Below are 13,633 nucleotides of genomic sequence, written 5' to 3' on the forward strand. Positions count from 1 at the left end.
CCTCCCTCAATGGGCCATCAGCTTGTCGAGCGCGCCGGGCTTGTCATGGATGGCAAGCTTGTCGACCAGTGTCTCGGACGCTTCGTTCATGCCGATCAGCTCGACATCTGCGCCTTCACGGCGGAACTTCAGGATCGCCATGTCCAGGGCCTGGACCGAGCTGATGTCCCAGATATGCGCGCGGCTGACGTCGATGACGACCTTTTCCACCGATTCCTTGAAGTCGAAGGCCTCAGCAAAGTCTTCGGACGAGCCGTAGAACAGCTGACCCTCGACGATATAAGTCCGCTCACGGCCATCCGCCGACAGCGACTTAGAGATCCGGAACAACTGGGCGATCTTGGCGGCAAAGAAGATGCCGGACAGCATCACGCCAACCAGGACGCCGATGGCCAGGTTGTGGGTATAAACCACGGTGAATACGGTGGCGATCATCACCACCGAAGACGAGCGTGGATGGGTCTTGAGGTTGCCGATCGATGACCAGCTGAACGTGCCGATAGAGACCATGATCATGATCGCGACCAAGGCTGCCATCGGAATGATCGCGACAAGGCCACCGAGGCCCACCACCATGATCAGCAGGGCCACCCCCGCGGTAAAGGACGACAACCGTCCCCGCCCGCCGGATTTGACGTTGATGATCGACTGACCGATCATCGCACAGCCAGCCATGCCGCCAATGAAGCCGGTCGCGGTATTGGCGATACCCTGTCCCACGCATTCCTGATTGCGGTTCGAGCGAGTGTCGGTCAGATCATCGACGATGTTCTGCGTCATCAGGCTTTCCAACAGGCCGACGATGGCGACCGCGATGGAATAGGGCAGGATGATCATCACGGTCTCAAGGTTCAGCGGGATATTGGGGATCAGGAACACCGGCAGCGTGTCGGGCAGTGCGCCCATGTCGCCCACGGTGCGCACGTCCCAGCCCATGAACCAGACCAGCACAGTCAGAACCACGATGGTCACCAGCGGCGATGGGATCGCCGTGGTGATGCGTGGCAGCAGGTAGATGATCGCCAACCCGGCTGCGACCAGCGCATAGGTCAGCCAGGTGATGCCGGGAACGGCGAGGTCCAGTTCCGGAAGCTGCGCCATGAAGATCAGGATCGCCAGCGCGTTCACGAACCCGGTCATCACCGACTTCGAGACATAGCGCATGAAGCGGCCCAGCTTCAGCAGGCCGGGGCCGATCTGCAGAAGGCCCGCCAGCACGGTTGCTGCAAGCAGGTATTCCAGCCCATGATCGCGCACCAGCGTGATCATCAGGACCGCCGTGGCCGCGGTCGCGGCAGAGATCATGCCGGGACGGCCGCCAACGAAGGCAATCAGCACCGCGATCGAGAAGCTGGCATAGAGCCCCACCTTGGGGTCAACGCCCGCGATGATGGAGAAGGCGATGGCTTCGGGGATCAGGGCCAAAGCCACCACCACCCCCGCCAGCACATCGCCGCGGATGTTGCCGAACCACTGGTTCTTGTATTCGGAAAGAGAAATCATGAATGATCCAATACCCTGTCATGGAGGGCCCTTTTCTGTCGGGCGATCCAAACCGTCGGCAGGGTTCATCAAAGGATTATCCGGCGGATTGGCGGCCGGAAGAGCCACCCGGGCTCTCACCGGGTCCTTGCGCTTGCTGATGTGAGGATGAGCCGATCATGCGATCGGCTCATCCCCGATCTCATGGCTCGTGGCGCGTATCCTCCTGCCCGTCCTCAGGCAGAAAGAACCGGTCATCATCAGCCAAGTCGATGAATCTATCTGCCAGCGCCACCAGCGGGGGCGGAGGTGCGATGCTGTTGGGGACCGAAAGGCTGGAGATCAGCGTTACGGGCACATCCAGCGCTGCCAGATGTTCCAGAAGCGGGACCAACTTTGTATCCCCCGCCAGCATCACCAGACTGTCACCTTTTTCCGCAGCCATCAGGGCATCGGACGCCAGGGCCACAAGGTTGGAGCCGTAGCGTTCGCGAACATACCACGGCTCGTTGAAATCATCGGTGCCGTGACGTTCGATGTCGTGGCGCTCCAGCCATTCGAAGAACCGCGCGGTCCGGGTCTGTTCGGCGCTGTCACGGCTGTCCCGATAGTAATGCGCCGAGACAGTCGTCCCGTCCGCGCTGAAATGCCCGACCAGCTTCTGGAAATCGATCAGTCGACCAAACTTGGTCTTCAGACGATCGACATGGCTGCCATCGATCAACAGCGTTGTGCGCGCCAGAACTGGCGTGTCTATGTTCATGGGGTTCTTGTAACTCGCCCGAGCAAGCCCCGCGTGTCGCGGTTGGCGCAGTGAAGGACGTGTAGCTCGGTCAGGTTGCCGGGGGATAGGCGCCCGGAGAAGCCATCCCATCGCAGTCGACGGGATCCGATTCGCAGTTCTAATGCCATATCGCACCGGGTTTAACAACCACGTGTCTTTCCAACACAGGGCCGGGCCGCCGGTTGTTCGATGTGCCTGACGCGATCCCGGTCCCGACCTTCCTGCGCCCGCTTGCCAGAATTTTGGGTCGATTTATCGACAGGCTTCCGTATGCTCGCGTCAAAAGAAGAACGACGGGCATGCGAGAAACGACATGTCCGCGTCGAGCAGAAAGACAATTACAGTAATGAAATTCGGATCCACGTTCCGTCCGTGGCGCCAGGCCCTAGTCGTCATGGCGCTGATGGTCACGCAGGCCAATGCGGCCCCGTTCGCGGCCTATGTGATGGACGCGCGCACAGGCGAGGCGATCTATCAGCAGAATGCCGACACCAGGCTGCACCCCGCGTCCTTGACCAAGATGATGACGCTCTACATGACGTTCAGCGCCGTCGAACGCGGCGATGTCCGGCTGGACAGCAAGTTCAAGATTTCCAGAAATGCCGCGAACGAGCCCCCGTCCAAGCTGGGTCTGCGCCCCGGCCAGGAGATCGAGTTGCGGTATCTGATCCGCGCGGCAGCGGTCAAATCGGCCAATGACGTCGCAACAGCGATCGGTGAGAACCTGGCCGGGTCGGAGGAGGCGTTCACCCGGCAGATGACCCAGATGGCGCGCGCGCTCGGAATGAACAACACCCAGTTCCGCAACGCACACGGCCTGACCAGCGAGGGGCATTACTCCACCGCCCATGACATGAGCATTCTGGGGCGACACCTGTTCTACGATTTTCCGCAATACTACAATCTGTTCTCGCGCCGCTCTGCCGATGCAGGCATTGCGCGGGTCTCGGCCACCAATCGGCGTTTCCTGGATGCCTATGACGGGGCCGACGGGATCAAGACCGGATACACCCGCGCGGCTGGCTTCAATCTGACCGCCTCGGCCCGACGCGGAAACAAGCGGTTGATCGCGACCGTCTTCGGCGGAACCTCCACTGCGCAGCGCAATCAGACTGTTGCCAAGCTGCTGGACGACAACTTTCCCCGCATTCCCGATCGTGTGCGTGAAACCCGTCCGCAAGCTCCCCTGTTTCGGACTGTCTCACGCCGCGCACAGGTGACCGCCAGCTCTGCCGCGACCCGGCCTGAGCCGCACCGGATGGTCCTTCAGGCATCCCAAGCGCCGATTGCCCGTCCGGCCGGTCTCGCAGGCGCGCCTGAAAAAGATGCGAAGTCTCGCTCTGAGTGGCTGACCCTGGGCAGCAGTCCGCGACCTGACAGCCGCACAGATGTCGGAATGGTCGCAGCGAATACAACCTCCGCTGCAGATATGCAGGTAAAGGGGCGACCTTCGGCGTTGGCCTTGGTCGCATCGTCCCGCCCGGGTGCGAACCCGCGGGCGCAGAGCGCGGTCCTCGCATCGGCGAATGACGGCGACGGCTGATCGCAGGGATCGTCAGAAATCCGCTTTGAGTTTTCTGCTGATCCCCAGGCAGAGCAGCGTGATGGCTCCGCACCAAAGCCCCAAAAACAGGCTTTGGGTTGGAAAGTCGATGCCCGCATCGATCAGGATGCCTGTGATGCCGGGCCCGATGGCAGTCGAGATGACCATGATCGTGGTGGCCATAGACCGGATCGCGCCCAGATGCGCAGTGCCATAGAGCACCGGAAATAGCACCCCCCAGAGCGAACTGGCCATGCCTTGGGTGATGCCCACCACCCCAAGAGCCACATACCAGACCCACACCTCATCGGCAGGCCCGATCAGGGCGACGCCAAGCCCCATGGGCACCACCAAAAGCGGCAATAGGCGCAGAGGACCGAACCGGTCTGCTAGCCAACCCGAGGTGAACGCGGCGATGACAGTGGCCACACCGAACGCGGTAAAGCCTGGGGCCATTTCCGGCAGGGTCCACCCCTTAACGTCCGCGATATGCGCCTGGTGGAAGAAGATGACCGTCGAAATGAAGCCGGGTGTCAGCAACACCGGCAGCAGAGCCGGAAGCAGCCAGTGCCGCGCGGCATCCCGGCGGCGCCATTGGCGGCCCATGAGGCCGGGTCGGGCAATCTGGGCCTGATGTCCCACTGGGTTCCGTCCCTCGGTCAGCAGCAAAAGCAGTAAGGGGATCACGATCAGGCACAGGACGCCGGCGACGACCAACCAAGTGCTGCGCCAGCCGATGCCGCCGATCAGCATCACCACCAGCAGGGGAACGAAGATTTCTCCGGCAGGGTGGCCCAGGTTCGTCAGGGACACGGCCTGGCCGCGGCGGGCCTCGAACCAGCGCCCCATCGCCGTCATCGCCATGTGGCTGAACATTCCCTGCCCGCAGAACCGCAGCAGGAAGAGGGCGACGACCAGAACCGCGACCGATGGAGCCCAGGCAAGAGCGACGGCGGCGACGGCGAACATCAGCGTAACGGCCGGGGCCAGCCGCGACAGGGGCACCGTATCAGCCAGTGAACCGCGCCAGAACATCAGCGCCGCCGCCGACAAGGTGGCAACGGTGTAGAGGCCGCCCCAACTGCCATCCGTCAGACCGTGACGATCCTTGATGAAGTCTGCAAACAGCGAGATGAACCACGTCTGCCCGAACGCCGACGTCAAGGTCAGAAGAAAGCCCGCAGCCAACCACCGCGCATTGTCGCGCACAAACTGGATCATTCTGCCTCTGCCTTCTTTGTCGAATTTGCATGACCTGCAAGAATGGCTTCTGTCACGGCCTGTCTTGCGAATGCAATTGGCCATGCGATCCTTACTGGCGGCAGGGTCGATCCGTTAGGGACGTCCGGGATGATGCCGCAGCCTATCGGCCCGTCATCCAGCACAGTTGATCTTCTGGCATTTTTCCGTCTATGAAGGAGCCAGACGCAAGGACCCGGTGCAATCCCGGGTGGCTCTTCCGGCCGCTCATCCGCCGGATCATCCTCTGATAAACCCTGTATAACAGTCGGACCGTCTCTATCGAGACCCTTCGGTGCAGGGCATTGGACCGCGTATGATCTCAATAGCCGAGTGCCAGAACCGGCGGGTTCTTAAGGTCCGTAGCGATATGCCCCGGCGGCTATGGCCACTTGCGGTCTGGTGCCGTCCGCAGACCGATCTGAAACGCGCAGTGATCCCACCCGTCGTGGCGGCTGCCGCAGATACATCATACATTCTATGAACAAAAAGGAGCCTTGCTTGCCTGGTACGCCACGCATGGTCAAAATCGTCTACGTCACCGACCGCACCTTTCTGAAACCAACCCTCGTGTCCATCTGGAGCCTGCTGCAGCACCTCCAGGGACCTGCCGAACTGCACCTCTGGGGCGATGGCCTCACGCCTGAAGACTGGGCGAATGTCGAGGCGGTCACTGCCGGACACACGGGTCTTACTCTGGTCTGCAAGGATATCGGCGACGGATACCTGGAAGGTGCACACGGACCGACGGATTACATCTCTGCGGCCACGATGGGCCGCCTGTTCATCCCGCGGCTGATCGACGGCTATGTCCTCTATATCGACGGCGATACGCTGGTCACGGGCGATGTTGGCCCCTTGTTCCAGGTTGATCTGAAAGACGCCTATGCTGGCGCGGTTCGTGATTATCACATCACGCATTGGCTTTCCGAGCCGGAGAAAACGACGGCGGACCGGGCTGCACGGCTGATGGAGATACGGCAGTTCATGGATCCGGCGCGTGTCGAGGACTATTTCAATGCGGGCATCCTTCTCCTGAATTGCGATGCGCTGCGGGCGCATCCCGCTTTGTTGGCACGGATGGAAGACGTCATTGCGGCATCAGCCTGCACGCATGGAGATCAGGATCACCTGAATGCCCTGTTCGCGACCGATTTGCTGCAACTCGATCCGGCGTGGAACGCCTCTTGGGGGCGCATCCGCCGGCACCGGGATCTTATCACCCGATCCGGATTGGCCATTGAAGGAGCGGTCCCGGGTCGCCCTGTCATTCTGCATTATCATGGCCCGAAAAAACCGTGGCGCGACCGTCGATGGGACGTCTGGTCCTCGCGCGGCCGTGCAACGCTGCTTTATCGGCGTGCCATGTGACGCTTCGTGCGGCAGTATCCCCACCTGAAGCCACACTGATGACTGTTGGAATGGGTCGCCACCCTGCAGGAGCAGATTATTCCGGGAGTTCTCGTGACATGTCCGAGCACCATCAGACTAAGGTCGAATCGAACCAACGCGCGCTTCTGGTCGGACATTTCTCGACCGTCGGCGACGTGGAGGTCCTGCGACAGACGGAACGTCAGTTGCAGGCATTGGGGATGGCCTATGACGTCACGCCCTATACTGACGCTCGGCAGTCGGTCGACAGCACCTGGCTGAACCGCTTTACCCTTGACCCCGCGCGTTACACACACCTCTTCGTCATATGTGGTCCGTTTACCCCGGCAATGGCCGTGCAACACGAAAGCATCTTCGGTCGCTTCAAGCACTGCGTGCATGTTGGCGTGAACCTGACGATGGTCGAACCATTATCGGCCTTCAACCCGTTCGAGGTCCTGCTGGAGCGGGACAGCGACAGAACCGTCCGCGCCGACCTGAGTTTCCGCGAGGCGCCGGCTCGCGTTGCCGTTGTCGGCCTGTGCCTGACCGGGTTCCAGCGAGAGTATGGCGATCGCCACCGGGGCGCATTGGCCGAGGGAAAACTCCGCCGACTTATCGAGAAATCGGGCGTGGCGGTCATCGAGATGGACACGTCCGTTCCGGCTGCCACGAACCGGTTCGGCCTGTCGAACGCGGCGCAGTTCGAATCCATCTGCAGTCGGCTGGACGTCATGCTGACCACCCGGCTGCACGGCATGGTGCTGGCCCTCAAAAACGGTATCCCGACCATCGCGATCGATCCTGTTTCCGCCGGCGACAAGGTGACCAGCCAAGCGCATAAGCTGGGGTGGCACGCGGTATTCGATCCGGATCAGGTCACCGATACAGAACTGCAATCGACGCTCGAGTGGTGCCTGTCGGAAACTGGACGGGCAGACGCACGGCTCGTGCGCGACAGGGCCATCGCGTCATTGGACGGCTTCGACGATGAATTTGCTGCAGCGCTTGAGGCTCGTCCCGATCCCGGTCTGCGCGATGACCTGATACCGAAGGTCGGGCGAGTGCGCGCCCTGCGAAATCGGTTCAAGGCGTGGAAGCGGCGCAGACGGGCGCGGAGTGTCAGGTGAGAAGTCACTTGTCTGGCAGGTTGGCCCTTCATCAAGAACTATAGCCGGTTTGCCTCGGTAGTTTCTGCTCAGCTTTGTCTGAACGGCGATTATCGGTCGACAACCTGTGCTGCACCTGCATTCGCTGCGGCAGTCATGACCGACAGCTATGGGCTCTTCGCGTCGATGCTGCTCCGACCGCTGACCGTCCGCTTTCGACAAGCTGGCAAGCCCAAAAGGCACACTGCCTAACAGAAAAGGCAGAACTATGTGCCACAGAACATCGGGGAAATGGTCGGAGCGAGAGGATTCGAACCTCCGACCCCCTGCTCCCGAAGCAGGTGCGCTACCAGGCTGCGCTACGCTCCGACCGTAGGACGGGCAGGTAGCGCGACGATCCGGAGAATGCAAGCCCCCATCAGCGACGGGGCGCCCACAATCTTTGCAGGATCGTCGATTTCGGCGCCGTCACCGTCTCTGCGCGCAGGCGGGCGCTGGTGGCGGGGCGATTGGCGCTGACGCCGCGGCCTTCGCGCCAGACGATGTAGATGCCCGAGGCGATGATTACTCCCGCGCCCAGCAGGGTGGCGGGGTCGACGCCCTCTCCGAACAGGAACCAGCCATAGCCGGTCGCCCACAGGATCTGCGAATACTGCATGGGCGCCACGATCGCGGCCTCTCCGGTGCGATAGGCCATGATGACTAGGAACCCGCCCATCAAGCCAAGCCCCGCGATGATGCCGGTCATCGCCAGATGCACCAGCTCCATCGGCTGATAGCTGACTGACAGCGCCGCGCCGGTCGCGAAGAAGTTGCCCAGCATCGGCCACATCATCAGCACCATCGGGCGTTCGGCCCGGCCAAGGCGGCGGATGATCACCGCGGCCAACGCGCTGGCCGTGGCGCCGGCCATCGCGGCGATGTGGCCCAGCTGGATCTCCTGCCCGCCCGGGCGCAGCACGATCAGCACGCCGGTCAGGCCGACGATGACGGCGGCCCAGCGGTGCCAGCCGACCCTCTCGCCCAGAAGCGGGATCGACAGGATGGTAATCAGCAGGGGCGTCGTGAACAGGATCGCATAGACCTGCGTCAGCGGCAGGGTCGAGAAGGCGAAGAACCCCGCCATCCCCGCCACCACCGCGCACAGCGTGCGCAGGATCACCCAGCCCGGATTGGCCGGGCGCAGCGTGCCGGGCTGGGGGTCGCGCATCAGCACGATGCTGACCAGCGGGAACGACAGCAGCGATGCGAAGAACAGGATCTGCATCGCCGGATAGATGGCACCCAGCGACTTGATCACCACGTCATGCGTGGCATAGAGGCCCATCGCCGCAAGCTGCAGCAATGCGCCCCTGACATTGGCGGTCAGGGCCAATCAGGCCTCCAGCGCGGCGACGATGGCATCGCCCATCTGCGCCGTGCTGATCGGGGTGCCGCCGTCGGGCCCCATCAGGTCGGCAGTGCGCAGGCCGTCGGCCAGCACACGCTCGACCGCGGCTTCCAGCGCGTCGGCCGCGGCACCCTCGCCGAAGGAATAGCGCAGGGCCATGGCGAAGGAGAGGATGCAGGCGATCGGGTTGGCCTTGCCCTGCCCCGCGATGTCGGGTGCCGATCCGTGGACCGGTTCGTACAGCGCCTTGGGTCGCCCGTTCGCCATGACCGCGCCCAGCGACGCGGAGGGCAGCATGCCCAGCGAGCCGGTCAGCATCGCCGCCGCATCCGACAGCAGGTCGCCGAACAGGTTGTCGGTCACGATCACGTCGAACTGGCGCGGCGCGCGCACCAGCTGCATCGCGCCGTTGTCGGCATACATGTGCGACAGGGCCACGTCGGGGTATTCGTTGTCATGCACCCACTGGACCTCCTCGCGCCAAAGGATGCCCGATTCCATCACGTTGGCCTTTTCCATCGAACAGACCTTGTTGCCGCGGGCGCGGGCCAGCTCGAAGGCGGACCGGGCGACGCGGCGGATCTCTCCGCTGGTGTAACGCTGGGTGTTGATGCCGACGCGGCCACCCTCGTTGTCGGGATTGTTGTCGTCGGAATGGATGCCGCGCGGTTCGCCGAAATAGACGCCCGAGGTCAGCTCGCGCACGATCAGGATGTCCAGGCCAGCCACCACTTCGCGCTTCAGGCTGCTGAAGTCGGCCAGCGCGTCAAAGCATTGCGCCGGACGCAGGTTGGCGAACAGGTCCATCTCCTTGCGCAGGCGCAGCAGGCCGCGTTCGGGTTTAACGCTGAAATCCAGAACGTCGTATTTCGGGCCGCCGACCGCACCCAGCAGGACCGCATCCACCGCCTGGGCCTTGGCCATCGTCGCATCCGCCAGGGGCACGCCATGCACATCATAGGCCGCGCCGCCCACCAGGTCATGGGTCACGTCGAAGGTCATGCCGCGGTTCGCCTGGAACCAGTCGATGACCTTGACCACCTCGGCCATGACTTCGGGGCCGATCCCGTCGCCGGGCAGGATGAGAAGCGAATAGCGGTCGGACATGATCCCTCCTTCAGGTGCCAGCCGCGACAGCGCAGGCTGCGGCTTCGGGTTAGACGCCGCCCGCCCTAGGGTCAAGCGCGGCGGGGAACGGGCGCTCACGACAGTTTGCCTTGCGCCCGGGGGGCTGCTGGTCGACCCTGTCGCCCGACCAGCCCTGTGAATGAGGAATGCGATGACCCGCTGGACTGTCCTGATGATCGCCGCCGCGGCGGCGCTGACGCAACCCGCCCTGGCGCAGACCTCGGACGGGGTGCCGGGCGACCGGGTCGTGGTACCGCTGCCGGACGTATCGGGGCTGTCCGACGACGAGGCGCAGGCGCTGGCGCGCGACGTGGCGCAGATGACCGTGATCACCGCAGAATGCCCCGAACACGATGTCAGCGGTCCGGAATTTCAGCTGATGGCCGGCACCACGGATGCGCTGACCGAACGGCTGGGGCTGGACCCGGTCAGCTATGACCGCGACTATGTCCGCCCGGCCTTTGCCGTGGTCGAGGAGGCGGATGCCTGTGACCGGCTTGGCCCGCAGGTCCCCGAACTGATCGCCCGGCTGGAGGGGATGGGCGGCAGCACCCAGCCCGTGACGCCGGGCCTGGCCGAGGCCGCCGCCGCCAAGGCCGCCGCCGCGGGCGCCAGCGACACGGCCCCCGACGCGGAAGCCGCCCCCGCCGAATAACGCCCCGCCGCCCCCGGCGTGATTTGCACGTCTTGCAGCTTCCGCGTCCTTGGCCCAGCGTGGCGCCGGGGAACGGAGGAACGAATTCATGCTCAAGGCCGGATTGGTCAGCCTGGTGCTGGCCTATATGCTGTCGCAATTCTATCGGGCCTTTCTGGCCGTGCTGGCCCCGGTGCTGCAGGATCAGGTCGGCGCCGGCCCCGGCGATCTGGCCCTGTCATCGGGGCTGTGGTTCATTGCCTTCGCGCTGATGCAGCTGCCGGTGGGGGCGGCGCTGGACCGGTTCGGACCGCGCCGCACGGTGGCGTGGCTGATGGCGGTGGGCGGGGCCGGAGGCGCGGTGATCTTTGCGATGGCAGACGCGCCGTGGCACCTGCATCTGGCGATGACCGCATTGGGCATCGGTTGCTCTCCGGCGCTGATGGGGCCGTATTTCATCTTCGCGCGCGAATACCCGCCCGCGTCCTTCGGGATGCTGGCCGGGGTGCTGGTGGGGTTCGGATCGCTGGGCAACATCCTGGGTGCCTCGCCCCTGGTCTGGGTGATCGAGGCCGCGGGGTGGCGCCAGACCCTGTGGGGGCTTGCGGCCGTGACGCTGATGGTGGCCACGCTGGTCCTGGCGGCGGTGCGCGATCCGGCGCGGCTGGGCGCGGGGCATCCGCAGGGCTCGATCGGTCAGATCCTGCGCCTGCGCGCGCTGTGGTTCATCGTGCCGCTGTTCGGGGTGAACTATGCGGTGACGGCGGCAATCCGCGGATTGTGGGCCGCCCCCTGGCTGGAGCAGGTGCATGGCGCCGACGCGACCCAGATCGGCCGCGTCACGCTGGCGATGGGCCTGGCCATGGTCGCGGGCAGCTTTGCCGTCGGACCCGCCGCCCGCCTGGCGGGCAGCGCACGCCGTGCGACGATGCTGTTTTCCGCGGTGATGATCGTCACGCTGGCGGTGATGTGGCAGACCCCTGCCCTGCCTCTGCCCACAGTGACCGCGCTGCTGGTCGTACTGGGGTTCTTCGGGTCGGCCTATCCCTTGCTGATGGCGCATGGGCGATCGTTCCTGCCACCACATCTGGTGGGACGCGGGATGACCTTCCTCAACATGATCTCCATCGGTGGGGTCGGGGTGATGCAGTTCGCGTCGCGCCCGGTCTATGCCGCGGCACAGGGTGCCTATGCGCCCGCGCAGGCCTTCGCTATGCTGTGGCTGTTCTTCCTGATCCCGCTGGCGATCGGGTTCCTGCTGTATTTCCTGACGCCCGAGGCCGCCGCCCATGACTGACCCGCTGATTGTCGCACCGAACCTGAAACGTCGCCTGTCCGGGGTGACGGCGACGGTGGTGCGACTGATCCCGGTCCAGGCGCGGATGATCGACATCCGCGCGACCGGCCCCGGCCTGCCTGCGGATGTCCCGCACATTCCCCTGATGCGCGCGGCCACCCTGCCCCGCGACCGATGGCGGGTCTGGCACGCGCGCCGCAACACCGAGATGGCGCTGGGCCTGATCCTGCGTCGCCTGCTGCGGCGCCGGTACCGCCTGTTGTTCACGTCCGCCGCGCAGCGCAGGCACACCGGCTTCACCCGCTGGCTAATCCGGCAACAGGACGCACTGATCGCGACCTCGCCCCAGGCGGCCAGCTATCTGGAACGCCCCGCGACCGTGATCCTGCACGGGGTCGACACGGACGTGTTCCACCCTGCCCCGGACCGTGCCGCTTTGCGCGCGCGGCTGGGCCTGGACCCGGACGCGGTGCTGATCGGCTGCTTCGGCCGCATCCGCGCGCAGAAGGGCGTCGATCTGCTGGTGCGGGCGGGGCTGGAACTGCTGCCCTCGCGTCCGCGGGTGCAGATCATCTTCACCGGCCGCATCACCCCGGACAACCGCGCTTTTGCCGATGACCTGCAGGCGCGCATCAAGGCGGCCGGGCTGGACGGTCGCATCCGCTTCCTGGGCGAACTGCCGTGGGACCAGGTGATCGCGCATTACCAGGCACTGGACCTCTTTGCCGCCCCTGCCCGCTGGGAGGGCTTCGGCCTGACGCCGCTGGAGGCCGCCGCCTGCGCCGTCCCCACCGTCGCCGCCCGCGTCGGCGCCTACGAGGCGCTGATCCGCGACGGCCAGACCGGCAGCCTGGTCCCGAAAGACGACGCCCCCGCCCTGACCGCCGCGCTGGCCCGCTGGCTGGACGACGACGCAGGCCGCGCCGCGGCGGGTCAGGCCGCCCGCGCCCATGTCAGCGCGAACCACGCCATCGAGGGCGAGGCGCGGGCCATCGTCGACGTCTATCGGTCGCTGCTGTGAACCGATTGGCCTTTGCCACGGCGCGCCTGATGCGCCGCGACGCGCCCCTGGCCGCGCTGTCGGTCCCGCAATCCGCGCTGCTGGCCGACCTGTCGGGCCGCCATGTCGCGCTGATCGGCAATGCCCGCGCGCTGGCCGATCAGGCCCACGGGGCACGGATCGATGCCGCCGACAGGGTCGTCCGCATCAACCGCGCGCCGATGCCCAGCCCTGCCAGCCACGGCACGCGCACCGACTGGCTGGGATTGGCCACGCGCCTGCCGGACGCGGACCGTGCGCGCCTGAACCCCGGCCGTATCCTGTGGATGTCGCCCAAACGCAAGCGGCTGGACTGGGACAGCGCGTCCAGCCCCGGCTTCTACCTGCACCCCATGGCGGATATCGACATGCTGGCCGGGCGGCTGGGCGCGCCGCCCACGACGGGCGCGATGCTGATCGATCTGTGCCTGCGCAGCGATCTGGCATCGCTGACGCTCTATGGTTTCGACTTCTTCGCCAGCCTGTCGCTGTCGGGACGGCGCAATGCCGCGCAGGTGCCGCATGATTTCGCGGCCGAGGGCGCCTGGGTCGCCGATCTGTTGCGCCAGGACCACCGTCTGACGCTGATCCGCTGAGGCGGCCTTGCACGCGCTGCG

General features: G+C 64.8%; 12 protein-coding genes, 1 tRNA gene and 3 other annotated features. Of the genes, 7 read left to right on the plus strand and 6 right to left on the minus strand.

Features of this window, described 5'->3' with window-relative positions; all coding sequences use genetic code 11:
* Nucleotides 1-6: 6 nt before the first annotated feature.
* A complete protein-coding gene (locus SY26_RS10515; RefSeq protein WP_046000482.1) occupies nucleotides 7-1,503 on the minus strand; it encodes a SulP family inorganic anion transporter in 1,497 nt (498 codons plus the stop codon).
* Between the two features lie 74 nt (nucleotides 1,504-1,577).
* Nucleotides 1,578-1,633 (minus strand) — a sequence feature (sul1 is cis-regulatory element that is thought to sense ions involved in sulfur or methionine metabolism; They are found in Alphaproteobacteria).
* 51 nt (nucleotides 1,634-1,684) lie between these two features.
* Nucleotides 1,685-2,245 carry an NYN domain-containing protein gene (locus tag SY26_RS10520; RefSeq protein ID WP_052715229.1) on the minus strand — a complete coding sequence of 187 codons (561 nt, stop codon included), beginning with the start codon at nucleotides 2,243-2,245 and terminating at the stop codon, nucleotides 1,685-1,687.
* 72 nt (nucleotides 2,246-2,317) lie between these two features.
* Nucleotides 2,318-2,376: a sequence feature (sul1 is cis-regulatory element that is thought to sense ions involved in sulfur or methionine metabolism; They are found in Alphaproteobacteria), on the minus strand.
* 284 nt (nucleotides 2,377-2,660) lie between these two features.
* Here SY26_RS10520 and SY26_RS22190 point away from each other — a divergent pair.
* Nucleotides 2,661-3,809, plus strand: a complete 1,149-nt coding sequence (locus tag SY26_RS22190; protein WP_369799426.1) for a D-alanyl-D-alanine carboxypeptidase family protein — start codon at nucleotides 2,661-2,663, stop codon at nucleotides 3,807-3,809.
* 12 nt (nucleotides 3,810-3,821) lie between these two features.
* Here SY26_RS22190 and SY26_RS10530 read toward each other — a convergent pair whose 3' ends face one another.
* Nucleotides 3,822-5,030, minus strand: a complete 1,209-nt coding sequence (locus tag SY26_RS10530; RefSeq protein ID WP_046000483.1) for an MFS transporter — start codon at nucleotides 5,028-5,030, stop codon at nucleotides 3,822-3,824.
* A 207-nt stretch (nucleotides 5,031-5,237) separates the two neighbouring features.
* Nucleotides 5,238-5,293, plus strand: a sequence feature (sul1 is cis-regulatory element that is thought to sense ions involved in sulfur or methionine metabolism; They are found in Alphaproteobacteria).
* A 256-nt stretch (nucleotides 5,294-5,549) separates the two neighbouring features.
* On the opposite strand from SY26_RS10530, the gene SY26_RS10535 reads away from it, so the two are divergent.
* A complete protein-coding gene (locus tag SY26_RS10535) occupies nucleotides 5,550-6,419 on the plus strand; it encodes a glycosyltransferase family 8 protein (RefSeq protein WP_232303320.1) in 870 nt (289 codons plus the stop codon).
* Between the two features lie 98 nt (nucleotides 6,420-6,517).
* A complete protein-coding gene (locus SY26_RS19925; RefSeq protein ID WP_052715231.1) occupies nucleotides 6,518-7,549 on the plus strand; it encodes a polysaccharide pyruvyl transferase family protein in 1,032 nt (343 codons plus the stop codon).
* A 271-nt stretch (nucleotides 7,550-7,820) separates the two neighbouring features.
* On the opposite strand, the gene SY26_RS10545 is transcribed toward SY26_RS19925, so the two are convergent.
* From SY26_RS10545 to leuB, 3 genes are all read right to left on the minus strand, one after another.
* Nucleotides 7,821-7,897 (minus strand) — tRNA-Pro (locus SY26_RS10545).
* Nucleotides 7,898-7,946: 49 nt separating this feature from the next.
* A complete protein-coding gene (locus tag SY26_RS10550; RefSeq protein WP_084693835.1) occupies nucleotides 7,947-8,897 on the minus strand; it encodes a DMT family transporter in 951 nt (316 codons plus the stop codon).
* 6 nt (nucleotides 8,898-8,903) lie between these two features.
* Nucleotides 8,904-10,025, minus strand: a complete 1,122-nt coding sequence (gene leuB, locus SY26_RS10555; protein WP_046000484.1) for a 3-isopropylmalate dehydrogenase — start codon at nucleotides 10,023-10,025, stop codon at nucleotides 8,904-8,906.
* A 172-nt stretch (nucleotides 10,026-10,197) separates the two neighbouring features.
* Between leuB and SY26_RS10560 the strand changes: the two genes are divergently transcribed.
* From SY26_RS10560 to SY26_RS10575, 4 genes are all read left to right on the plus strand, one after another.
* On the plus strand, nucleotides 10,198-10,701 hold the full coding sequence (locus SY26_RS10560) for a hypothetical protein (RefSeq protein ID WP_052715232.1): 504 nt from the start codon (nucleotides 10,198-10,200) through the stop codon (nucleotides 10,699-10,701).
* Nucleotides 10,702-10,789: 88 nt separating this feature from the next.
* Nucleotides 10,790-11,977, plus strand: coding sequence for an MFS transporter (locus tag SY26_RS10565; protein WP_046000485.1), 1,188 nt, complete (start codon nucleotides 10,790-10,792; stop codon nucleotides 11,975-11,977).
* The gene (locus tag SY26_RS10570) at nucleotides 11,970-12,998 is read left to right on the plus strand and encodes a glycosyltransferase family 4 protein (RefSeq protein ID WP_046000486.1); all 1,029 of its coding nucleotides are present in this window, start codon (nucleotides 11,970-11,972) and stop codon (nucleotides 12,996-12,998) included. Before SY26_RS10565 ends, SY26_RS10570 begins: the two co-directional genes overlap by 8 nt.
* Nucleotides 12,995-13,612 (plus strand): glycosyltransferase family 29 protein, encoded by a 618-nt coding sequence (locus tag SY26_RS10575; protein WP_046000487.1) that lies wholly within the window; start codon nucleotides 12,995-12,997, stop codon nucleotides 13,610-13,612. Before SY26_RS10570 ends, SY26_RS10575 begins: the two co-directional genes overlap by 4 nt.
* Nucleotides 13,613-13,633: the final 21 nt, after the last annotated feature.

The organism is Paracoccus sp. 228 (assembly GCF_000967825.1).
GTDB lineage: Bacteria > Pseudomonadota > Alphaproteobacteria > Rhodobacterales > Rhodobacteraceae > Paracoccus > Paracoccus marcusii.